The 22,400-nt window shown below is 71.3% G+C and carries 22 protein-coding genes; 11 read left to right on the plus strand and 11 right to left on the minus strand.

The features are described 5' to 3' along the window. Positions 1 to 114: 114 nt before the first annotated feature. On the minus strand, positions 115 to 1,356 hold the full coding sequence (locus tag FS532_RS09290) for an ROK family transcriptional regulator (RefSeq protein WP_144753122.1): 1,242 nt from the start codon (positions 1,354 to 1,356) through the stop codon (positions 115 to 117). A 98-nt stretch (positions 1,357 to 1,454) separates the two neighbouring features. On the opposite strand from FS532_RS09290, the gene FS532_RS09295 reads away from it, so the two are divergent. Then, on the plus strand, positions 1,455 to 1,913 hold the full coding sequence (locus FS532_RS09295; protein ID WP_144753125.1) for a GNAT family N-acetyltransferase: 459 nt from the start codon (positions 1,455 to 1,457) through the stop codon (positions 1,911 to 1,913). Then, positions 1,910 to 2,263 (plus strand): MGMT family protein, encoded by a 354-nt coding sequence (locus tag FS532_RS09300; RefSeq protein WP_144753127.1) that lies wholly within the window; start codon positions 1,910 to 1,912, stop codon positions 2,261 to 2,263. Before FS532_RS09295 ends, FS532_RS09300 begins: the two co-directional genes overlap by 4 nt. Positions 2,264 to 2,270: 7 nt before the next feature. Here FS532_RS09300 and FS532_RS09305 read toward each other — a convergent pair whose 3' ends face one another. From FS532_RS09305 to FS532_RS09335, 7 genes are all read right to left on the minus strand, one after another. Next, the gene (locus FS532_RS09305) at positions 2,271 to 2,696 is read right to left on the minus strand and encodes a DUF805 domain-containing protein (RefSeq protein ID WP_144753130.1); all 426 of its coding nucleotides are present in this window, start codon (positions 2,694 to 2,696) and stop codon (positions 2,271 to 2,273) included. A 121-nt stretch (positions 2,697 to 2,817) separates the two neighbouring features. Further along, positions 2,818 to 4,626, minus strand: coding sequence for an ABC transporter ATP-binding protein (locus FS532_RS09310; RefSeq protein ID WP_079239069.1), 1,809 nt, complete (start codon positions 4,624 to 4,626; stop codon positions 2,818 to 2,820). A 92-nt stretch (positions 4,627 to 4,718) separates the two neighbouring features. After that, a complete protein-coding gene (locus FS532_RS09315; protein WP_144753133.1) occupies positions 4,719 to 6,542 on the minus strand; it encodes an ABC transporter ATP-binding protein in 1,824 nt (607 codons plus the stop codon). Positions 6,543 to 6,900: 358 nt separating this feature from the next. Further along, positions 6,901 to 7,086, minus strand: coding sequence for a hypothetical protein (locus FS532_RS09320; RefSeq protein ID WP_144753136.1), 186 nt, complete (start codon positions 7,084 to 7,086; stop codon positions 6,901 to 6,903). 135 nt (positions 7,087 to 7,221) lie between these two features. Beyond that, complete coding sequence (gene purH, locus FS532_RS09325; RefSeq protein ID WP_144753139.1) at positions 7,222 to 8,859, minus strand: bifunctional phosphoribosylaminoimidazolecarboxamide formyltransferase/IMP cyclohydrolase; 1,638 nt, start codon at positions 8,857 to 8,859, stop codon at positions 7,222 to 7,224. After that, positions 8,856 to 9,449, minus strand: coding sequence for a phosphoribosylglycinamide formyltransferase (purN, locus tag FS532_RS09330; protein ID WP_079237315.1), 594 nt, complete (start codon positions 9,447 to 9,449; stop codon positions 8,856 to 8,858). Before purN ends, purH begins: the two co-directional genes overlap by 4 nt. A gap of 42 nt (positions 9,450 to 9,491) precedes the next feature. After that, positions 9,492 to 11,429, minus strand: a complete 1,938-nt coding sequence (locus tag FS532_RS09335) for a cell division protein PerM (protein ID WP_144753142.1) — start codon at positions 11,427 to 11,429, stop codon at positions 9,492 to 9,494. A 104-nt stretch (positions 11,430 to 11,533) separates the two neighbouring features. Here FS532_RS09335 and FS532_RS09340 point away from each other — a divergent pair, with 104 nt between their 5' ends. Continuing rightward, a complete protein-coding gene (locus FS532_RS09340; protein WP_144753145.1) occupies positions 11,534 to 12,394 on the plus strand; it encodes a hypothetical protein in 861 nt (286 codons plus the stop codon). Positions 12,395 to 12,400: 6 nt separating this feature from the next. Here FS532_RS09340 and FS532_RS09345 read toward each other — a convergent pair whose 3' ends face one another. From FS532_RS09345 to sucC, 3 genes are all read right to left on the minus strand, one after another. After that, positions 12,401 to 14,104: a hypothetical protein gene (locus FS532_RS09345; RefSeq protein WP_144753147.1), complete on the minus strand. Its 1,704-nt coding sequence runs from the start codon at positions 14,102 to 14,104 to the stop codon at positions 12,401 to 12,403. Between the two features lie 78 nt (positions 14,105 to 14,182). After that, positions 14,183 to 15,070, minus strand: coding sequence for a succinate--CoA ligase subunit alpha (gene sucD / locus FS532_RS09350; RefSeq protein WP_144753150.1), 888 nt, complete (start codon positions 15,068 to 15,070; stop codon positions 14,183 to 14,185). Between the two features lie 15 nt (positions 15,071 to 15,085). Further along, positions 15,086 to 16,255 (minus strand): ADP-forming succinate--CoA ligase subunit beta, encoded by a 1,170-nt coding sequence (gene sucC, locus FS532_RS09355; protein ID WP_144753153.1) that lies wholly within the window; start codon positions 16,253 to 16,255, stop codon positions 15,086 to 15,088. Positions 16,256 to 16,632: 377 nt separating this feature from the next. On the opposite strand from sucC, the gene FS532_RS09360 reads away from it, so the two are divergent. From FS532_RS09360 to FS532_RS09390, 8 genes are read left to right on the plus strand one after another with little or no spacing between them, the layout of a single operon-like run. After that, entirely contained in the window at positions 16,633 to 17,055 is a 423-nt protein-coding gene (locus FS532_RS09360) for an ester cyclase (RefSeq protein WP_144753156.1), read from the plus strand. Between the two features lie 31 nt (positions 17,056 to 17,086). Next, a complete protein-coding gene (locus FS532_RS09365) occupies positions 17,087 to 17,371 on the plus strand; it encodes a hypothetical protein (protein WP_144753159.1) in 285 nt (94 codons plus the stop codon). A 38-nt stretch (positions 17,372 to 17,409) separates the two neighbouring features. After that, positions 17,410 to 17,817: a hypothetical protein gene (locus FS532_RS18670; protein WP_186321973.1), complete on the plus strand. Its 408-nt coding sequence runs from the start codon at positions 17,410 to 17,412 to the stop codon at positions 17,815 to 17,817. After that, positions 17,814 to 18,650, plus strand: coding sequence for an oxygenase MpaB family protein (locus FS532_RS09370; RefSeq protein WP_186321974.1), 837 nt, complete (start codon positions 17,814 to 17,816; stop codon positions 18,648 to 18,650). The genes FS532_RS18670 and FS532_RS09370 overlap by 4 nt, the downstream gene beginning before the upstream one ends. Before the next feature lie 24 nt (positions 18,651 to 18,674). Continuing rightward, on the plus strand, positions 18,675 to 19,505 hold the full coding sequence (locus FS532_RS09375) for a phosphoribosyltransferase family protein (protein WP_144753165.1): 831 nt from the start codon (positions 18,675 to 18,677) through the stop codon (positions 19,503 to 19,505). After that, complete coding sequence (locus tag FS532_RS09380) at positions 19,502 to 21,067, plus strand: nicotinate phosphoribosyltransferase (RefSeq protein ID WP_144753168.1); 1,566 nt, start codon at positions 19,502 to 19,504, stop codon at positions 21,065 to 21,067. The genes FS532_RS09375 and FS532_RS09380 overlap by 4 nt, the downstream gene beginning before the upstream one ends. Next, positions 21,064 to 21,735, plus strand: a complete 672-nt coding sequence (locus tag FS532_RS09385) for an NUDIX hydrolase (protein ID WP_144753171.1) — start codon at positions 21,064 to 21,066, stop codon at positions 21,733 to 21,735. The genes FS532_RS09380 and FS532_RS09385 overlap by 4 nt, the downstream gene beginning before the upstream one ends. An 18-nt stretch (positions 21,736 to 21,753) precedes the next feature. Beyond that, positions 21,754 to 22,392 (plus strand): pyridoxal 5'-phosphate synthase, encoded by a 639-nt coding sequence (locus tag FS532_RS09390; RefSeq protein WP_144753174.1) that lies wholly within the window; start codon positions 21,754 to 21,756, stop codon positions 22,390 to 22,392. The last annotated feature ends 8 nt before the right edge of the window (positions 22,393 to 22,400 follow it).

Consider the following 22,400-nt stretch of genomic DNA (forward strand, 5'->3'; position numbering starts at 1 on the left):
CAGGTGTCGCGGCCACCGGACGCAACCCGATGACGGACTGGAGGCACGGTGCGGGGCCGCCCCGCGCCTCCAGTCCACCCCTGGTCGCGACCCCCCGCGGCGCGAGCCGGTCGATCAGCGTCGGATGAGGAGCGCGCTGGCGCGCGGCGACAACGCCGCGTCGAGCACGAGGCAGGCAGCCCCGACGGCGGCGACGTCCGCGCCCCGGTCGCTCTCGTCGACGACCACCGGGTGCTTCGGCACCAGCAGCGGCGACTCGACGATCGCGGCACGGGCGGCCGGCAGCGCGGCACTCGCCACCCGCGACCAGAACGGCCCGCCGAAGACCACGCGGTCGATGTCGAGCAGGTTGACGATGAGGACGACGGCGTTGCCCATCACGGTGCCGGCGTCCTCCGCTAGGCCGATCGCCACCGGGTCCCCGGCGTCGATCGCAGCGGCGAGCCCGTCCCACGCGCGGTCCACGGACTCGACGTCCGAGAGGGCGTCGATCGGGAGTCCGCGGTCCCGGGCGATCTGCACCAGCCGGTCCGGGGCGACGGCCGCGCCGACCTCACCCCGGGTGCCGGCACTGTCCGGGGTCCCGGCGAGGGCACCCTGGTCGACCATGATGTGCCCGGCGTCACCGGCGTTCGAACCCACACCGCGGACCGGTTCGTGGTCGACGGCGAGACCCACACCGAACCCGGTGCCGAAGTACACGAAGGCGAAGTTCCGCGCCGAGGACTCCCCCGCCAGGAACATCTCGCCGACCACCGCGGCCGTCACGTCCTTCTCGAGGAGCACCGGGTAGCCCGTCGCCTCGGACAGCGCGTCACGCAGCGGCACGTCCCGCCAGCGCGGCAGGAACGGGGGGTCGAGCACCACGCCGGCGTCCACGTCGATCGGGCCCGGGCTGGCGATGCCCACGCCGAGCACCGCGTCCATGTCGACCTCGGCGTCGCGCACGAGCCCGTCGATCGCGGTGGCGATGGTGCGGACGACCTCGGACGGATCGTCCGCGGTCGGCGTGGACGTCGTGGTCGAGGCGACGACCGTCCCGGCGAGGTCGAGCAGCACGTAGGTCACGACGGCCGGGTCGACGTGCACTCCGACGGCGTACCGACTGGCTGCCTCGAGCCGCAGGATGGTCCGGGGCTTGCCGCGTCCGGACACGATCGTGCCGGACTCGGCGATCATCCCCGCCTCGATGAGGAACCGCGTGACGTTCGACACCGTCTGCGCGCTCAGTCCCGTGCGCGAGGCGAGTTCGACGCGGCTGAGTCCGTCGGGCGAGCGGCGCACCGCGTCGAGCACGACGGTGCGGTTGAACCCGCCGATCGACGGGAGGTTCGCCCCGCGCCGATGTTCTGCCATTCCGCGACCATACCGCGCGGGCGGCTCCGGCAACGGTGCGGTGACGTTCTCGACGCCGCGCTGGCCCCCGCACGGGTACCACCGTTAGCCTGAGCGGCATGACGGACCTCCGCCTCGAAGAACTCTCCGCGTCGACCGCTGCGGCGGCGAACTCCCTGACGCTCAAGCCCGGGCAGGAACAGTTCGTGCAGCCGACGACGTACGGCGTCGCGGAGTCCGACGTGAAGCCCAGTTCCGCGTGGACCCGTGTCGTGCTCGACGGCGACGAGGTCGTCGGCATGATCATCGGCACCTTCGACGAGGACAACTCCGAGGAAGAACTCCGCAGTGCCATCTGGCGTGTGAACGTGTCGGCGACGGCGCAGGGCCGCGGTGTCGGTCGGTTCGCCGTGCACGGTCTGGCCGACGAGGCCCGCAGCCGTGGCCTCGAGCGCCTCACGGTCGTCTACGAGCCCGGCGGCGACGACAGCCCCGAGCCGTTCTTCCGCGCGGTCGGGTTCGAGGTCGTCCGTGAGACCCAGTACGGCGACCACTTCGCGGTCCTGAAGCTGGTGTGACCGAGGTCCCCGCCGACGGCACGGGCGCCGCCGACGACTTCGGCGCGGCCGTCGCCGAGGTCGTCCGCCTCATCCCCGCCGGGCACGTGATGACCTACGGGGACGTGGCCGCCGCGCTCGGTTCACGGGCGTCGCGCGCGGTCGGCAAGGTGATGGCACACGAGGGCTCCGACCTGCCGTGGTGGCGGGTGGTCCGGTCCGGTGGGTGGCCGCCGGTGCACCACGAGGCGCGGGCGCACGAGCACTACCGCGCCGAGGGAACGCCGCTCGTGCAGGGGACGACGACCTGGAGGATCGACATGCGCCGGGCGCGCTGGTCGCCGTCCACGGACGCGGACGACCCGTTCTGAACCGGGGTCACGCGTCGAAGCGTGCGCCCTTCGGGTTCGTCGGGAGCAGGAACATGACGAACAGCACGAGCGAACCGATGCCGGCGAGCACGTGCAGGAACTGCCAGAAGCCGGAGAGGTTCGCGTCGTGCAGCCGTCGGGCGCCGAGGGCGAGCGAGCCGATCAGGGTCGCGAGGGCCCACAGCACGAACAGGTACGAGCCGACGGGGTTCTCGAGCATCGGGGTGTCCGGCGTGAACGCCTGCGGCACGAGCTGCAGGACGAGACCGATCGCCAGCGACGTGATCCACCACCACCAGAACTCGGCGCGGGACGCCCGCCCGGTGAACACGGTGTACTTCCGCCAGAACCGGCGGACGGCCTCGGTGAAGGGTGCCCCGTAGAAGGGGTCGCGCAGGGCCACTCCGCCGGGCTGCACGCTGTCGTCGCTCATGGAGCAAGCCAACCACGTGTCGCCGGTCGATCGCGCCCCGCAACGAACATCGCGCCCCGTCGGGACGGGGCGCGATGTTCAGGAGGGGGCGCGAACGGTGGTCGTGCAGCCCGGCAATCCGCTACACGAGCGAGTCGCGCCAGGCGGCGTGCAACTGGGCGAACCGCCCGGTGCCGGCGATGAGGTCGTCCGGGGTGCCGTCCTCGACGATGCGCCCGTACTCCATCACGAGCACCCGGTGGGCGATCGCGACGGTCGACAGCCGGTGCGCGATGATCACCGCGGTCCGGTCGGCCAGGAGCGTCTCGAGCCCTTCCTGCACGAGCCGCTCCGACGGGATGTCGAGCGACGCCGTGGCCTCGTCGAGGATGAGCACCTTCGGGTCCGCGATGAACGCCCGGGCGAACGACAGGAGCTGCCGCTGCCCGGCCGACACCCGGCCACCGCGCTTGTTCACGTCGGTGTCGTACCCGTCGGGCAGCGCCATGATGAACTCGTGCGCGCCGACCGCCTTCGCCGACGCCTCGATCTCGGCGCGGGAGGCCCCCGGCTTGCCGAGCGCGATGTTGTCCGCGACGGTGCCGGAGAACAGGTACGCCTCCTGCGTGACCATGACGATCGCCCGGCGCATGTCCTTCGCGTCGAGTTCCCGCAGGTCCACGCCGTCGAGCTTGACCGAGCCCTGCGACGGGTCGTAGAAGCGCGCCATGAGCTTGGCGAGCGTCGACTTCCCGGCACCGGTGGACCCGACGAGCGCGATGGTCTGCCCCGCCGGGATGTGCAGGTCGAACTCCGGCAGCACGACCTTGCCCGCGTTGTACGCGAACACGACGTCGTCGAAGTCCATCTTCCCGGTGGCGTCCGGCAGCTTCACCGGCTTCGCGGGGTCCGGCACGCTCGGCCGTTCCTCGAGCACGCCGGAGATCTTCTCCATCGCGGCCGAGGCCGACTGGTACCCGTTGTAGAACATCGCGAGTTCCTGTGCCGGGTCGAAGAACCGCTTGGCGTACAGCGCGACCGCGAGCAGCGCACCGACCTCGAGCGAGCCGTCCACGATCCGGAAGCCGCCCACGATGACGACCGCCGCGAGCGTGGCGTTGCCGATGAGCACGAGCACCGGGTCGAACGTCCCGAACAGGTTGAACACCTTGGTGTTCGCGACGCGGTAGTCCTCGACGAAGCCGCCGTACTCGTCGCGGTTGCGGTTCTCCTTGCGGAACGCCTGCACCGCGCGGATGCCCGTCATCGTCTCGACGAAGTGCACGATCACACGCGCCGAGGTGACACGGGTGGCCCGGAACAGGGTCTGCGAGTTCGACTGGAACCAGCGGATCAGGAACCACAGCGGCACGAGCGACACCGCGAGCACGAGCCCGGAGGTCGGGTCGAGCGCCACGAGTGCGATGGCGGTGAACACCATGTACAGCACGCCCTGGATGAGCTGGTTCAGGCCGGAGTCGAGCAGCTCGCGGATGGAGTCGAGGTCACTCGTCTGGCGGGAGATGATCCGGCCGGACGTGTAGGTCTCGTGGAACTCCAGCGAGAGCCGCTGCGTGTGCAGGAACACCCGCTTGCGCAGGTCGAACAGGATCGCCTGGCTGATCCGCGCCGCGAGCACCGTGTACCAGGCGGTGAGGACCGCGCCGAGGATCGCCACGACGATGTACGTCGCGACGACCCCGAACGCCGGGACCCAGTCGTTCTGGTCCATCACGGCCGGCAGGGCGTTGTCGATGCCCCACGCGATGAGCGCCGGCCCCGCGACCGTCCCCGCGGTGGAGACCACCACGACGATGCCGAGCAGTACGAGCCGGAGCTTGAGCGGCGCGGCGAGGGAACCGAGCAGGGCGAGGGAGCGGCGGCGCAGCCGCTTGCTCTCGGCCTTGGTGAAGTCCTCACGCTCCTCGCCGCGCACACCGAGCGTGGTGATCGACGCGGTGACGGGCGCGGCAGTCTGCGCGCCCTCGGCGGTGTCGTCGACGGAAGCCGTGCCTCCAGGCAGGTTCTGGTCTGTCTGCTGGGTCATGCCATCGCCTCCTCTCGTGCGGTGGCGTCGTCGTCGTCGAGCGACGAGATGACGTAGCGGTAGTGGTCGTTGTCCGCCATCAGCTCCGAGTGGGTGCCGACGGCGGTGACGACGCCGTTCTCCATGAGCGCGACGCGGTCCGCGAGCGTCACAGTGGACGGACGGTGCGCCACGATGAGCGACGTGGTCTCGGCGAGGACGCGACGCAGGCCGGCCTCGACCCGCGCCTCGGTGTCGACGTCGAGGGCAGACAGCGGGTCGTCGAGGACGAGCACCGACGGCCGCGCCGCGATGGCACGCGCGAGCGCCAGACGCTGCCGCTGGCCACCGGAGAGGGACAGGCCCTCTTCCCCGACGCGCGTGTCGACGCCGTCCGGCAGGTCGTCCACGAAGGACGCCTGGGCGATGTCGAGCGCCTCGCGCATCAGCATCTCGGCTTCCTCACCCGACACGTCCGGACGCCCGAGCAGGACGTTCTCCCGCACCGTCGTCGAGAACAGGGTGGCGTCCTCGAACGCGACGCCGACGTGGCGCCGCAGTTCCTCGCGGGTGAGGTCGCGGATGTCGACCCCGTCGATCGTCACGGAACCGCCCGTGACGTCGTACAGCCGGGGCACGAGCGACAGCAGCGTGGTCTTGCCGCAGCCGGTCAGCCCGACGAGCGCCATGGTCTCGCCCGGACGGAGCTGCAGCTCGACACCGTTGATCAGGTCGGCGTACTGCGGCGGGGAGTCCTGGTACCGGAAGTGCACGGCGTTGAAGGACAGCGCACCGTGCGGCTCCGCGATCGTCTTCGGCGACGCCGGGTCCGTGATCGTGTTCTCGGAGTCCATGACCTCGAAGAAGCGGTCGACGGCAGTGCGCGTGTCGAACGTCATCGAGAGCAGGAAGCCGATCGACTCGATCGGGAACCGGAGCACCGTCGCCGTCGCGAAGAACGCGAACAGCTGCCCGACCGTGAGCTCCCCCTGCGAGGCGAGCCAGATGCCCGCGAGCAGGCAGAGCGCGAACGCGACGTCGGGCACGAGCAGCAGCCACAGCCAGATGCCCGCGATGGCCTTGGCCTTCTCGATCTCGGTGCCGCGCAGCGCCTCGGCCTGCTCGCTGAACTCGTCGAGCTTGTACCGGCCACGGCCGAACGCCTTGAGCACGCGGATGCCGTGCACCGACTGCTCGACGCTCGTGGCGAGGTCGCCGACCTGGTCCTGGCTGCGGCGCGCGACGACGGAGTACCGGCGTTCGAACAGCAGCCCGTTGATCCACAGCGGGATCGACGCGACGAGGAACACCAGGCCGAGAAGCCACCCGAAGGTGAACAACACGACGAAGCCCACGACGATCGTGACGATGTTGACGACCAGCAGGACGACACCGAAGGCCAGCCAGCGGCGGATCAACGACAGGTCGGAGACGGAACGGGACAGCAGCTGCCCGGACTCCCACCGGTCGTGGAACGCCACCGGCAGGTCCTGCAGCTTCGCGTAGAGCGCGTTCCGCATGCTCGTCTCGATGCGGGTCGACGGGCGCATCACCATCCGACGGCGCGAGGCGATGAAGAACGCCTCGAGCACGCCGAGCGCGAGCACGCCCAGGCCGGCGGGCCAGATCTGTGCGGAGTCCTTCGAGGACAGCGGGCCGTCGACGAGCCACTGCAGGACGTAGGGGATCGCGAGCGCCACCAGGGAGGCGCCCATGGCGGCGAACATGCCGCCGATGAGCCGGCCCTGGTAGGGCTTCACGAAGGGGTAGATCCGCGCGATCGCGCGGAAGGTAGAAGGGCGGTCGGTGGACGGGCGCGCCTGGTCTGGCGTCTTGGACATGGGGGTTGCGTCCTCGTGCGTCGTGCCGGGGCCCCGGGGCCGGCCGCTGCTGTCGCAGCCGTCGGTCTGGAGGCTCGGTGTCCGTTGCGTGGTGGTCGTCGGCCGAGCGGGTCGGTCGCGTCCCGGGCCGTGCTCGCCCTGGTCGGGCGTGCTCGGTCCGCGTCGCGGTCGCCCGCCGCCGCTGGTCGAGCGGCGTCGGTTCGGTCGGAGTGCACCGGGAGACAGTCGTCCCCCGGGTTTCAGGCGTGGGCTCGCGCGGGCCCGTGCTCGTCGTCGTCGCGGCTGTCGCGGCGGCTCGTCGCGTGCTCGTCGTCGTCGGGCGGTGCCGACGGCTCGTCGCTGGCTGTGGGAGGCAGCCCTACGCGGACAGCGGTGCCGTGACGGCGGGCGCACCCCGGTAGGGGTGCGGCGCGACGGCCGCGGGTGCGGGACGCGGGCGTACGCCGCGTGCTCCGCCGAACGGTCGTGCGTCGGGAGCGGTCCCCACGAAGAGCACGAGACCCGCACGGGCAGCCGTCGCCACGGTTCCGGTCGTCGTGTCCATCGTCACTCCAGTCGTCGTCTTCGTCACCGTTGTGTCCGCGGTGCCGCCGACCCGGTTGGAGGTCGTCGGCGTGCCTGTCGCGGAGCCTTACAGACTATTCAGAGGAACTCACAGGGCGCAACCACTTTCCTCGAATCAGTGGAAGAAGTGCCGCTCGCCGGTGAAGTACATCGTCACGCCGGCGGCCTTCGCGGCGGCGATGACCTCGTCGTCGCGGACGCTCCCGCCGGGCTGGGCCACTGCGCGGACGCCCGCGTCGAGGAGGACCTGCAGGCCGTCCGCGAAGGGGAAGAAGGCATCCGAGGCCGCGACGCTCCCCGCCGCCCGCTCACCGGCGCGGTCCACCGCGAGGTGGCATGAGTCGACGCGGTTGACCTGGCCCATGCCGACGCCGACGCTCGCACCCAGGTTCGCCAGGAGGATCGCGTTCGACTTCACGGCACGGCTGGCCTTCCACGCGAACGCGAGGTCGGTGAGCGTCTGATCGTCGGCCGGCTCGCCCGCGACGAGGGTCCAGGTGGACTGGTCGAACGACGTGAACCGGTCGGCGTCCTGCACGAGGAACCCGCCGGAGATCTGCTTCACCTCGCGCTCGGCCAGCGCGAAGTCGGTCGGCAGCGTGAGCAGGCGGATGTTCTTCTTGCGCGAGAGGATCTCGATCGCCTCGGGGTCGAACGCCGGCGCGACGACGACCTCGGTGAAGATGTCCTTGACCGTCTCGGCCATGGCGACCGTGACCGGGCGGTTCGCGGCGATGACCCCACCGAACGCGGACAGCGGGTCGCAGGCGTGCGCGGCGGCGTGGGCGGCGGCGATCGGGTCGGCGGCGTCGGCCGGGGCGATCGCGATGCCGCACGGGTTCGCGTGCTTGATGATCGCGACCGCGGGCTCGGCGAAGTCGTACGCCGCGCGGACCGCTGCGTCGGCGTCGACGTAGTTGTTGTACGACATCTCCTTGCCGTGCAGCTGCGTGGCCTGGGCGATGCCGGTGCCCTGCGCGCTCGTGTACAGCGCGGCGGCCTGGTGGGCGTTCTCGCCGTACCGGAGCGTGGCGGCGAGGTCGGCGCCGAACGACAGGTGCTCGTCGAAGGTGCCGGGCGTCTCGATCTCGCCGGCCGTGGTCGGTGCCGCTGCCTCGGCCGCGACGACGTCGCTCGCGAAGTAGGACGCGACCGCGGTGTCGTACGCGGCGGTGTGTGCGAAGGCCTGGGCGGCGAGGCGCTTCCGGAGCTCGAGCGTGGTCCCGCCCGCACGGACGGCCTCGACGACCTCGGCGTAGGACGCCGGCGAGACGACGATCGCGACGTTCGGGTGGTTCTTCGCCGACGCACGGACCATCGCCGGCCCGCCGATGTCGACGTTCTCGACCACCGTCGCGGTGTCGGCACCAGAGGCCACCGTCTCGACGAACGGGTACAGGTTGACGACGACGAGCTCGAACGGCTCGATGCCGAGGTCGGCGAGCTGCTGCTCGTGCGACTCGAGGCGCAGGTCGGCGAGGAGACCCGCGTGCACCGACGGGTGCAGGGTCTTCACCCGGCCGTCGAGCGACTCCGGGAAGCCCGTGACGCTCGACACGTCGGTGACGGCGTACCCGGCGTCGCGGATGGCCTGCGCCGTGGACCCGGTCGACACGATCTCGACACCGGAGTCGGCGAGCGCCCCGGCGAGCTCGAGCAGGCCGGACTTGTCGCTCACCGAGATGAGCGCCCGCCGCACGGGGACGGTGTCCCGGTCGCGGTACAGGCTGGGGTCGGCTGCGTGCACGCTCATGCGCTCGGGGTGCCCTTCAGGTCGGTGGTGCCGTTGGCGATGTCGAGGATGGTCTGGATGAGCAGGCGTCGCTCGACCGGCTTGATGCGGTCGTGCAGCGTCGACTCGGAGTCGCCCGGCAGGACGGGGATGCGCTCCTGCGCCAGGATCGGGCCGCTGTCGACGCCGTCGTCGACCTTGATGACGCTCGCCCCGGTCTGCTCGACTCCTGCGGCGAGGGCGTCCCGCACGCCGTGGGCGCCGGGGAACTCGGGCAGGTACGCGGGGTGCGTGTTGATGATCGCCGGACCGAACTCGGACACGACCGCCGGCGGCAGCAGGCGCATGAGGCCGGACAGCACGAGGAGGTCGGGCGACCACGGGCGGATCTGGGCGGCGAGCTCGTCGCCCCAGGCCGCGCGTGAGTCGAAGCGGGAGAACGGCACCGTGAACGTCGGGATCGAGAACTCCTCGCCGAGCGCGAGCCCCTCGGCATCGCGGTCGGCACCGATGGCGACGACGCGTGCGGGGTACTCGGCGTCGAGGGTCGCTTCGAGCAGGGCTCGGAGGTTCGAGCCGGTACCGGAGATCAGGACGACCAGTTCGAGCACGCTGACAACCCTACCGGGCCTGGTGTCGTACGACGGCGGTCGCTACCGGTCGTCCTTGGGGCGGCGCCACCAGGGCAGCTCGTCGTCCGGGATCTGGTCGGTGGCGTCCCACTTCGGCGTCGCCGGCTTCGCAGAGGCGGGCGCCTCGGGCTCGTCGTCGCGCCCGGCGACGAACTCCTCGGTGCTCCACGGGAACGCCGGCTGTGCCTCGGTCCCCGGTGCTGTCGGCGCCGGCGCTGCGGGCTGCTCGCGCTCGACGTCGGCTCCCGTGACGCGGTCCCGGAGTTCGCCGGCGCGTCCGCGCACGCCGTCGGCTGCGCCGCGCAGGCGGTCCCGGATCGAACCGAGCCCGCCACGGGCGGCCGGCTCCGGCTGGTCGGTGACACGGGCGGCCGCGACGGCGTCGGTGCGTGCCCAGTCCGGCAGCTCGACGTCCGCATCGGGGTCGCGCTCGGGCCTGGAGGCACGGACCGGCTCCACCGGCACGCTCGGCTCCGGCACGTGGTCGGCTTCACCGCCGTCGGTCGCCTTGTCCTTGATCGGCTCGGTCGGCTGGTCGGCGGGGGCTGCAGCGGTGGTCGCCGCAGCGGCGCTCGCCACCCCGCCGTGGGCCTCCTCGACGACGAACCGGTGCACGTCCGTGGTCCGGCCGGCGCCGGCCTGGTCGAGCGCTGCGAGCAGGGAGGTCTCGCGGTCCGCGGTCTCGGAAGCGTCCGACTCGTCGCTCTCGTGCCAGCGTTCGCGCGACCACCCGCGGTCGGGCAGCCGGACGAGGTCGCTCCCGGCAGCCAGTGCCACGACGGCCGGGACCCCGACCTCGAGCGCCGCGAAGGCTCCGACGACGAGGGCGTGCGGTCCGACGTCGGCCAGGCGACCGGGGCCGAACGAGCCCGACGTGACCCAGGCGATCATCCCGGTGAGCACGCCGGCGACCAGGCCCGCAGCGACCCCGCCGAGGGCGCGGTGCAGGGCGGAGTTCGCGCTGCCGAGCGCCTGCACGAGCCGCGGCCGGAGCAGCCCTCCCACGGCGAACCCGGCGATCACCGGCACGAGCACCCAGACCAGCCCGAAGGTGTGGCCGGAAGCGGGCAGCGCACCGAAGACCGGGATGCCGGGGATCGGCCCGAGCGTGGTGCCGATCGGCGAGACGCTCGAACCGGTCCCGATGGCGAAGCCGGGTCCGACGAGCCACGACGTCGCCCAGCCGACGAAGTCCGGCAGGAACGCGAGCTGCCCGACGGTCAGGGCGATGCCGCCGACGACACCGGCGTGCGACCGCTCGTAGAGGGAGATGACCTCGGCGAAGGAGCCGAAGAGCAGGAAGGCGACCACGATGCCCGCCACGGCGACGACCGCGGCGGTCGCGGCGGTGCCGGCACGGAGTCCGAACGCCGCCACGGCGCGCCACACGGACGGCACCCGGTCGAGCAGGTCGAGCACGCGCTGCGTCACCGGGTCGGCGGAGAGCCCCCGGCGACGCCGGCAGACCTCGGACGTGACGAGCGCGGGGATGCCGAACCAGAGCGCGGGCAGGACGATCGCCTGCCAGACGGAGGGATCGGTCGCGGCGGACCGCGACGAGAGCGCGACCGCGAGTCCGAGGGCGGCGACCACGCCGGTGCCGACCAGGAGCCCCGTCGTGCGGTGCTCGGTCTCGGCGAAGCGTCGTCCGGCGCGACCGGCGAGCCAGGCGGTGACGATCGCGAACCCGAGCGCAGCGAGCGTGACGTGGATCGGGTCGGTGGCACCGCTCACTCCGGAGGACTTCGCCAGCGCCGAACCGAGCAGGAACGACACGTCGACGCCGTGCCCGACGAGCCAGACGCTCCCGGTGGCCTTCCAGAACACGTCCCAGTCGATCTGCAGGCCGTACTCGAACCCCCACAGCAGCGTCAGCGGCACCAGGGCGATCCCGAGGCCGACGCCGACCGTCACGACCGCCTCGATCGCGGCGAGCAGTGCGGTTCCCAGGCGGTTCATCGCAGCGAGGATACGTGCGAGCGGCGCACGCACCGGGACGCCGCGCGGCGCTCGACGGGAGTGCAAGGGTTGTTCCCCTCGCGCACGGCATGTAAAATACCAACATGACTCGTTTCACCCTCCAGGTACGGAAGGCCGAGCGGTTCACCGCACTATCGCTCCGTAATCGCACGTCGACGCTCTCGGCGATCGACCCGGGCGGCGGGCCGGTCGTGAGCCTGACGAGCCACGGCGAGCGCATCGCGACCGTGCACCTCACCATGGAGAGCATCGCTGCCGGCACCGTCCGCCCCGAGCGGCTCATCCTCTGGCTTGACGACCACGCCGCCGTCGCCGATCCCACTCCAGGCCTGCGACGGCTCATCCGTCGTGGAGCCGAGATCCGGTTGTCCGAGAACTACCGGCCACACACCAAGTACTACCCCTACGTCCAATCACTCGACCGCCACCGCGCTCCGCTCGTCACCGCCGACGACGACCTGCTGTACCCGAGGACGTGGCTCGAGCGACTCCTCTCGGCGCACGCCGGGGATCCCCGCACGAACACCGCGCACCGCTCGCGAGAGGTGTCGTTCCGGAGCGGCGCCCTCACGCCGTACGAGACGTGGCCCGAGGTTGGCCAGGGGCCGGCCTCGCCACGCAATCTGGCAACCGGCACATGGGGGCACCTCATCGTTCCGCCGATGCTCGACGCACTCCGGGACCGCGAGGACGAGTTCCGCGCTCAGGCCCCCGCGGCCGACGACCTCTGGCTGCACCGCGTCGCAGTGGAGACGGGCGTCGCCGCGAAGGTCACCGGGGCGTACCGACACCGCGATTTCCTCCACCTCCCGGACGGCGGGGCGGCCCTCTCGACCCACAACGTCGACGGCCGCGGCAACGACGGGCAGATCGCCACGGCCTGGAGTGCGTCGCTCCGGGCGGCGATACTCGAAGCGACGGCACCGGTCAACCGGTACCTCTGACCGTGGTCAGAGCGGAACCCGTCCGACGACGAAGTAGTCGACGAACATCGCCTCCGTGCTCCGGTCGAGCTCATCCGCCGTACACACGGTGAAGCCGAGCGTCCGCCCGTCCTCCTCGTCGAGTCGCACGAAGAGTCGGGCGGTCGCCGCCCGCTCGTTCCGAGCGGTCACCATGACGATCGGCTGCGCAGGGATCGCTCGTTCGAAGGTGACGCGCACGAGCGGACCGCGTACCGGCTTCCAGTTGTACACGAACAGGCGACCGGCGGTGTCCGTTCCCGGCCCTCGTGCGCCGACCTCGACCCATCCCGCAGAGATCGACGACGCGTCGACCGACTCCGCCTTCGTGGCATCAGCCGGAGATCGGTCGGCGACGCGGAACTGTCGCCCCTCGATGAGCAGCCCGCCGCCCCCGATGACCTGGTCACCCTGCACCCGGGATGGCCAGTGTCGGCGAACCGCGTCCGGCCGGTCGTCCTGCACGGGCCGTCCCAGTTCCTTCGCCCAACGCTGGGAGCAGCCGGAGACGTGGAGGTCGAAGCCATAGTCCTGCCCGATGAGCACCGCGGGAACAGCAGGGAGGGAAGCGAACCGGACCGACCGCAGCGATGCTCCACGTCCGAGCCCGCTCACCTCGATGCCCGCACGGGCGACCGTTCCACCGCCGTGCGCGTCGAAGTGGCCGCCCAACACGGTCATTCCGCCCTGTTGGTCGCGGGCATCACCCCCAGGGGCGCTTCCGAGGGGTTCTGTCGGGATCGTCTGGCGGTACCGAAGCATCGGGGCTGCTCCACCGAGCACCTGTGGCGCGACGAACGTGAGGGCACGGACGTTGCCGACGTCGATGAGCGGCTTCGTGTTGATCGGGAACGAATGCTCGCCGTAGTCGCGGTTCGACTCGACGTGCAAGCCGATGAAGGTGACGTTGGACGCCCAGTCGCGGACCGGATCGTCGCCGACCGCGATGCTCAGGGCCGTGTTCGCCGATCGTTCGATGGTGAGCCCGTCGAACACGATGAAGTTCGAAGCTCCGTCAGCCGGTGACCGGAGGACGAACGCCGGCTCGTCGTCGCTCCCGCTCCGATCGACGAACACGTCGGTCCATCGCGCGTTGTTGAGGCGTTCGATCGCGATGCCCGTCGCGGCGAAGCGCACGACGCGGACGCCATTCACCACGACCTCGACGCCGCCACGCACGTCGAGGCCGACACGTCGGACCCTGAGCGCAGGATCGGCGGCATCGCCTCCCCAGCGGAAGTTGTACCCGTCGATGGCGAGGTTCTGGAGCTGGACGCCGGTCGACCCCACCGGGATCGTCACGAGCGCCTCCGTCGTGGCGTCCCGCGTCCGCGGAACGATCACCGCGCCAGCCATGCGCGGCTGCTTCGCCCTCGGGTAGAACGTGTGCCCTGCTCCCGCACCGACGATCCTGGCCTGCGGCTTCACCGAGAGCGCGTTGATCGCGTAGAAGCCCGCGTCGAGCAGCAGGGTGCCAAGGGCATCGCTCGACCAGTTGATCGCCTCCTGCAGGGCGGCGGTGTCGTCCGCTGCGCCGTCGCCGACGGTACCGAACTCGGAGGCGAACCGGATCGTCGTCTGCCGTCGGACCTCTTCCTCCGTGCTGACACTCGCTCGAGCAGGCGCTGCGGTCACCGCAGCGAGCGCCGTCAGACCACCGCCTGCGAGGAAGAGGCGTCGAGAGTTCTGCATACCAGAATTCTACATGCTGGAGGCACGACGCCAACCGGCACCGTGCCTCCAGTCGGTCCGCACCCGGGACGGACGCCGCTACTTGCTCGCGACCACCTCGCGCAGCAGCGCCGCCGTCTCGGACGGCGTCTTGCCGACCTTGACGCCGGCCGCTTCGAGCGCCTGCTTCTTCGCCTCGGCCGTGCCGGCGGAACCGGACACGATCGCGCCGGCGTGGCCCATCGTCTTGCCCTCGGGAGCCGTGAAGCCCGCGACGTAGCCGACGACCGGCTTGGTGACGTGCGCCTTGATGTAGTCGGCCGCACGCTCCTCGGCGTCGCCACCGATCTCGCCGATCATGACGATCGCCTCGGTCTCGGGGTCGGCCTCGAACGCGGCGAGCGCGTCGATGTGCGTGGTGCCGATGACCGGGTCGCCGCCGATGCCGATGGCGGTCGAGAAGCCCAGGTCACGGAGCTCGTACATCATCTGGTAGGTCAGGGTGCCGGACTTCGAGACGAGGCCGATCGGGCCCTTGCCGGTGATCGTCGCCGGGGTGATGCCGACGAGTGACTCCCCGGGGGTGATGATGCCGGGGCAGTTCGGGCCGATGATGCGGGTCTTGCCGCCGAGGGCCTTCGCGTGCGCCCAGAACTCCGCGGAGTCCTGCACGGGGATGCCCTCGGTGATGACGACGACCAGCGGGATCGCGGCGTCGATGGCTTCGAGCACGGCGTCCTTCGCGAACGCCGGCGGCACGAAGACGATCGAGACGTCAGCACCGGTGGTGTCGATGGCTTCGCGCACCGAGCCGAACACGGGCAGGGTGACGTCGCCGTGGGTCACGGTGGTGCCGGCCTTGCGGGCGTTGACACCGCCGACGACGCTCGTGCCGGCCTTGAGCATGAGCGCGGTGTGCTTGGTGCCCTCGCCGCCGGTGATGCCCTGGACGATGACCTTGGAGTCCTTGTTGAGGAAGATCGACATTGTTCTGAGCGCTCCTTACGCCGCGGCCGCGGCGAGCTCGGCGGCCTGCTCGGCCGCATCGTCCATGGTCGCGGCGACGGTGACGAGCGGGTGCGCCGCCTCCGCCAGGATCCGACGACCCTCTTCCACGTTGTTGCCGTCGAGGCGGACGACGAGCGGCTTGGTGGCCGCGTCGCCGAGGATGCCCAGCGCGGCGACGATGCCGTTCGCGACGGCGTCGCAGGCGGTGATGCCGCCGAAGACGTTCACGAAGACGCTCTTCACCTGCGGGTCGCCGAGGATGACGTCGAGGCCGTTCGCCATGACCTCGGCCGACGCACCGCCGCCGATGTCGAGGAAGTTGGCGGGCTTCACGCCGCCGTGGCGCTCACCGGCGTAGGCGACGACGTCGAGCGTCGACATGACGAGCCCCGCACCGTTGCCGATGACGCCGACCTGGCCGTCGAGCTTGACGTAGTTCAGGCCGTGGGCCTTCGCCTTGGCCTCGAGCGGGTCCTCGCTCGCGGTGTCCTCGAGCGCCTTGTGGTTCTCGTGCCGGAAGTCGGCGTTCTCGTCGAGCGAGACCTTGCCGTCGAGCGCGAGGATCTGTCCGTCGCCCGTGCGGACGAGGGGGTTGACCTCGACGAGGGTGGCATCTTCGCCCTTGTAGACGTCGTAGAGCTTCACGAAGACGTCGGCGACCTGGTCGCGGAGCGCCTCCGGGAAGTTCGCCTGCGAAGCGATCTCGAGCGCCGCCGCCTTGTCGATCCCGGTCAGCGGGTCGACCTCGACACGGGCGAGGGCCTCGGGCTTCTCGACCGCGAGCTGCTCGATCTCCATGCCGCCCTCGACGCTGGTGAGCGACAGGTACGAGCGGTTCGCCCGGTCGAGCAGCACGGAGAAGTAGAACTCCTCGGCGATGTCGGCGCCCTGGGCGACCATGACGCGCTTGACCGTGTGGCCCTTGATGTCGAGGCCGAGGATCGCCTGCGCGTGCTCGAACGCCTCGTCCGGGGTCTTCGCGACCTTGACGCCGCCGGCCTTGCCGCGACCGCCGACCTTGACCTGCGCCTTGACGACGACGACGCCACCGATCTTCTCGGCCGCTGCCTTCGCCTCCTCAGGGGTGTCGGCGATGATCCCCTGCAACACGGGGACACCGTAGGACTCGAAGAGGTCCCTGGCCTGGTACTCGAAAAGATCCACGCTGTTCTTCTTCCCGCACGGTTCGTGCGATCGGCATCGGTTACCCGGTCGCCACACTCCACATCGAGGGTCGCTCGATGTCGAGACAACGGCCGACGACCAGACTAGCGCTGGCTCGGTGTACGCCCGGTCCATGCGCGAGATGCCCGGTCGGGAAGGCGCGGTCGCTCGACCACCCGTCGGCGACCGCGCTCCACTCCCCCGAGCACGGCGAGTGTGCCCCGCCGGGGTGACCCCGAGGTGGCCGCCAGGTGAACGGGCACCCTCGGTGCGCCCACCGGACAGGTGTCCCCCGGACTGTGCGGACGTCGGATACCGGCCCGGGTACGCAGGTCGAGGGCCCCGGAACAGTCCGGGCCCCTGACGGGAGGACCCCCATGACCACGGACGCGAACCAGGCAGCGCAGGAACGCCTCGGCGGCATCATCGGCGACCGCGCCTTCGACCGCTTCGGCGAGGTGTGGGCGGAGGACGTGGTCGACCACGACCCGGCGCCCGACCAGGCTCCGGGGCTGACGGGCATCGTCGACTTCTGGCGTGCCTTCACGACGGCGTTCCCGGACCTCGAGCTCACGCCGGATCCGCTGGTCGTGACCGACGACTTCGTCACGGCGGTGTTCACGATCCGCGGCACGCACACGGGTCCGTTCCAGGGCCACGAGCCCACCGGACGTTCGTTCGAGGTGCGCGGCATCCAGGTGTCGAAGTTCCGCGACGGCAAGATCGTCGAGCGCTGGGGTGCGACCGACGAGCAGGGCCTGGCACAGCAGTTGCAGCTCGACGGTCAGCAGGACGCGTAGACAGGGACCGGATTCGACGAGAGGAACCACCATGAGCGACCCCGGCATCACCCCTGACGACGGAACCGACGAGTTCCGCGACGACGACGTGGACACCGAGCACGTCGGACCGTACGAGTACGACGACGCCGAAGAGTCCCTGGAGACCGTGACGAACGACGCGGTCGCCGGCGAGACGGTCGACCCGCAGCCCGGCGACGGCACCGACGACGGCCCGACCGGCGGCGCGCCCGGCGAGGGCTCACCGGACCTGTGGGAGCACGAGGACGAGGACCGCCCGGACCTCGGGAACGACCTCGGTACCAAGCCGCTCTGACCGAGGGCGCACCGAGCACGGCCCGGTACGATCGGGCCGTGCTCCGTCGTGTCCAGGACAGCGTCCGCCGCCTGCCCGCGCTCGCACGGCTGTCGGCGATCGCCGCGCTCCTGCTCATCGCGGCAGCCGCGCAGACCGGCGTCCGTTCCGGAGTCACCGCGTGCGGCCCCGGGACGTACGGGCCGCCGTGCGGCACGAACGTGGCCTGGCTCCCGCTGGTCGTCGCCGGCGTCCTGCTCGCCGTGGTCGCCGGGTCCCCCGGCCATCTCTGGCCGCTGCCGGCGATGTGGTTGGTCGTGTCGACGATCGCAGCCGCGACGGGACCCATTGGCAGCACGGCGTTCCTGGTCCTCGCCCTGGTGGGTGGGACGATCGCGCTCGCCGTCGCGATCGTGGTCGACGTCGCCCCGCGCGTCCGCGCCGCGCGACGCAGGACCGATCGGTGAGTCGCCGCCGGACTGGAGGCGCGGTGCCGGACGCGCACCGCGCCTCCAGTCCGCCATCCGGTCGCGTCGCGGACCGCGACCTGCGTCGGTTCCTCGCCGACAGCACGCCGGTGGCGGCCGGCGGCCGCGCCATCCTGCTGCAGATCGCCGACCCCGTCGTCGCGGCGGGGGTCCGGAAGCACTCGGACTTCGCGCGCCGGCCGCAGCAGCGGCTCGCCCACACCCTGATGTTCGTCTACGCGGTCGTGATCGGCACCGACGAGGACGCTGCCACCGCGGCGTCGTTCGTGCACCGGGCGCACCGACCGGTCGCCGGCGCCGACGAGGTCGACCGGCAGCTCTGGGTCGCCGCGACCCTGTACGACTCCGCGATGCGCGCGCACGAGCTGTTCGGTGAGCCGGTGGACGACCGGCGCGCCCAGGCGGTCCTCGAGGCGTACGCCCCGATCGGTACGGCGCTCCGGGTCCCGGCGGACCGGTGGCCGACGTCGGTCGCCGCGTTCGAGCGCTACTGGACCGCCGAACTCGAACGGCTCGAGGTGACCGACGACGCCCGCGGGGTCGTCCGCGACCTGCTGCACCCGCGCTTCGCCCCGCTGTGGGTGCGGGCCGCGATGCCGCTCGTGCGGATCGTCACGGTCGGCATGCTCCCCGAAGCCCTCCGCTCGCAGTACGGGTTCGCCTGGGGCCCGCGCGAGCGCCGGCGCTTCCGGCGCGCGGTGCGCCTGGTCCGGCTCGTCCGCGCGCTGGTCCCGGGGTGGCTCCTGCGATTGCCCGGACCACTGCTGCTGCGGTCGATGCGAGCAACGGCGAAGCAGTATTTGTCACGCTGACAAATACCGTGGTACGGTCAGGTCATGGCAGTCGAACTGAACACCCGGACCACCCGGGGAGACCTCGCGACACCGACGTTCTCCACCATGCGGTTCCCCGCTGGTGAAGCCCACGTCAAGGTCGCGCACGACGCCGACGCGGGGGACCTCATCGAGATCGCGACCCTGCGCGGCACGAGCGGCGACGACCTCCTCATGCTCGGCATGTGGGCGGACGCCGTCCGGCAGCGCGGATCCCGGTCCGTCGCCCTCATCCCGTACCTGCCCGGTGCCCGGCAGGACCGTGGCCTCCCCTTCGGTGCGAAGGTCTACGCGGACGTCGTCAACGGCTTCGGCATCGACCAGGTCATCGCGTTCGACCCGCACTCGCCCGTGATCGTCGACCTCGTCGAACGCCTGACCGTCGTCACCAGCGAAGCGGTCGTCCGCGACGCCGTGGTCGCCGGGTCCGACTACGTCGGGATCATCGCCCCCGACAAGGGCGCCGTCGCGCGGGCCTCCGCCGTCGCCGACGCCTGCGGGCTGCCGGTGTTCCGCGCCGAGAAGCACCGCAACCCGGACACCGGCAAGCTCGACGGCTTCACGTGCGAGCCGTTGCCGGAGACCGGTCGCCTGCTCGTCGTCGACGACATCTGCGACGGCGGCGGGACCTTCACGGGCCTCGCCGCAGCGACGGGTCTGACGAAGGACCGCCTCGGCCTCTGGGTCTCGCACGGCGTCTTCTCCGGCCGGGCTCCGCAGCTCGCCGAGCACTTCGGGGAGATCGTCACGACGGACTCCTACCCCGCGCAGAACGCCATCGAGGGCCTGCGCACGATCGAACTCACCCCCTACCTGACGGAGCAGATCCGATGACGCAGACCGAGACCACCACCACCGGCATCGAGCCCCGCCTGACCAGCCCGAGCCCGATCGCCCCGCTCCTCGCCGTCGACGGCTACAAGCACTCGCACCGGCAGGTCTACCCCGCCGGTACCACCCGGATCCTCATCAACTGGACGAACCGGTCGAACGCGCACATGCCCGAGTCGACGCACGCCGTGGTCTTCGGGCTGCAGGCGTTCATTCAGCGCCACCTCGTCGAGGCCTGGGCGCCGTTCTTCGCCGCCGACGAGGACCTGGTCGCCGACCTGTTCGAGCAGGCACTGCAGGGCTACTTCGGGCCGAACCACATCGGTACCGAGCACGTCCGGGCACTGCACCGCCTCGGGTACCTCCCGCTCGAGATCAAGGCACTGCCCGAGGGCACCCTCGCCCCGATCGGCGTCGCGACCCTGACCGTCGAGAACACCGTCGACGAGTTCTTCTGGCTGCCGAACTACATCGAGACCGCCCTGTCGGCGTCGATCTGGCACCCGTCCACCGTCGCGACGAAGGCCCTGGAGTACCGCGACCTGATGGAGGACTGGGCCGCCCGCACCGGTGCCGACCCGGCGAGCATCGACTTCGCGGCGCACGACTTCTCGTTCCGCGGGCAGTCGAGCATCGAGTCGGCCGCAGCCGGAGGCGCGGGGCACCTGCTCTCGTTCCTCGGCACGGACTCGATGCCGTCGCTCGACTTCATCGACCGCTACTACCCCGGCGACAACGGATGGGTCGGCGCGAGCGTCCCCGCGACCGAGCACAGCGTGATGTGCGTCCGCGGTGCCGACGGCGAGCTCGCCACCTTCGAGCAGATCCTCGACGTCTACCCGACGGGCATCGTCTCGGCGGTCAGCGACGGGTTCGACCTGTTCAAGGTCGTCACCGAGACGCTCCCCGCCCTCAAGGACCGGATCACCGCCCGAGACGGCAAGCTCGTGATCCGCCCCGACTCGGGCGACCCGGTCGACATCGTCACCGGCACCGTGCACGGCGTCGACCAAGCGGCGCTGACCGACCCGGCCCGCAGCCACGAGGAGAAGGGCGTCGTCGAGCTCCTCGACGAGATCTTCGGCCACACCGTGAACGAGCAGGGCTACAAGGTCCTCGACCAGCACATCGGCGTGATCTACGGCGACAGCATCACCCTCGACCGTGCCCGTCGCATCTACGAGCGCCTCGCCGCGAAGGGCTACGCGAGCGACAACATCGTGCTCGGCATCGGCTCGTACACGTACCAGTACATGACCCGCGACAACCTCGGCAGTGCCGTGAAGGCGACGTGGGCGCTGGTGGACGGGGAGCCCGTCGACATCCAGAAGGACCCGAAGACCGGCAGCGGCAAGAAGAGCGCGAAGGGCCGCATCGCCCTGCACCGGGACGCGACCGGCGAGATCCGCCAGACCGACCAGGCCACGGCGGAGGACGAAGCCACCAGCCTCCTCCAGCCGGTGTGGGTGGACGGGCGCTTCACGGTCCTGCAGTCCTTCGCGGACGTCCGGGCGACACTCCGCCAGGAACGCACCGACCGCGCGGCCCGACGGGCATCGGCGTGACCGACGGCCCCTCGGCGGCCCGCGACCAGCCGCTCATCGCGATCGACGTCGTCCCGATGTCGTTCACGGCGAGCGACGGGCTGCGGGTCGCCACCGCGCGCCGGCCGTACGACCCGTACGCCGGCCTGGAGGCACTGCCCGGCGTGCTCCTGGACGGTGCGGAACTCCTGGCCGACGGTGCCCGACGCGCACTCGGGACCAAGACCGGGATCGACGCGGCGGCGGTCCGGCACCTCGCGCAGATCGGCGCGTTCGACGGACCCGACCGCGACCCGCGCAGCGCGGCGATCAGCGTCGCCTTCGTGGCGGTGGCTGCCCTGCCGACGGGTGGGGGGCCCGCGATCTGGCGGCGCACCGCGGTCGGGCGGCGACCCGACCAGGACGAGCCGTGCCTCCCGTTCGACCACGACGCGATCATCGCGGCCGCCCTCGACCACGTCCGCACCCGGATCTGGCGCGATCTGCCGCTGACGCGTGCGCTCCTCGGTGAGACGTTCACGACCTCGGACGCGGCTCTGCTGCAGGCCGAGCTGACGGGTGTGGCCCCGGACCCGGGCAACACCAACCGGGCGCTCCGGACGAACCCCGCGCTCGTCCGCTCCGACGCCGCCGCCTCGACGGCCACCCGCAGTGGGCGTCCCCCGGCGACCTGGACGTGGACGGACTGAGCGCGGTTGGCTGGGCGCATGCCCTCCGCCCCGCTGTCCGGTGACTCGTCCTTCGCGTTCCCGGAGTTCACCGATCCGCCCGCTTCGCCGCTCACCGTCGCCCGAGCGTGGATCGACGCCGCACAGGACGGCGACGTGTCCGAGCCGCTGTCGATGACGCTCGCCACGGCCGACGCCGGCGGACGGGTCTCGGCGCGGACCGTCGACGTCAAGCGACTCGACGACGTCGGGCTCGTGTTCGGGTCCTCGTCCACGAGCCCGAAGGGCCGGCAGCTCGGCGAGAACCCGTTCGGCGCACTGCAGGTGTACTGGCGCGAGACCATGCAGCAGCTCCGGTTCGAGGGCTCCGTCGTGCCGCTGTCCGATGCCGAGTCCGACGCGCTGTTCGCCGACCGGTCGCCGAAGTCGCGTGCCGCCACCGCCGTCGCCGACCAGTCCGACCCGTACGGCGACCGGTCGCTGCAGGACCTCATCGACGACGCGAACACCCTGCTGGACGAGCACGGTGACGACGTCCCGCGGCCGGGGTCCTGGCGGGCCTGGCGGCTCGAACCCGACGCGGTGGAGTTCTGGCACGGCAGCCGCGACCGCATGCACCGGCGCCTGCGCTACCGCCTCGGCCCGGACGGCTGGGCCGTCGAGCGCGTGCAACCGTAGGTCGCGAT

This window comes from Curtobacterium pusillum (assembly GCF_007673235.1).
GTDB classification, from domain to species: domain Bacteria; phylum Actinomycetota; class Actinomycetes; order Actinomycetales; family Microbacteriaceae; genus Curtobacterium; species Curtobacterium pusillum_C.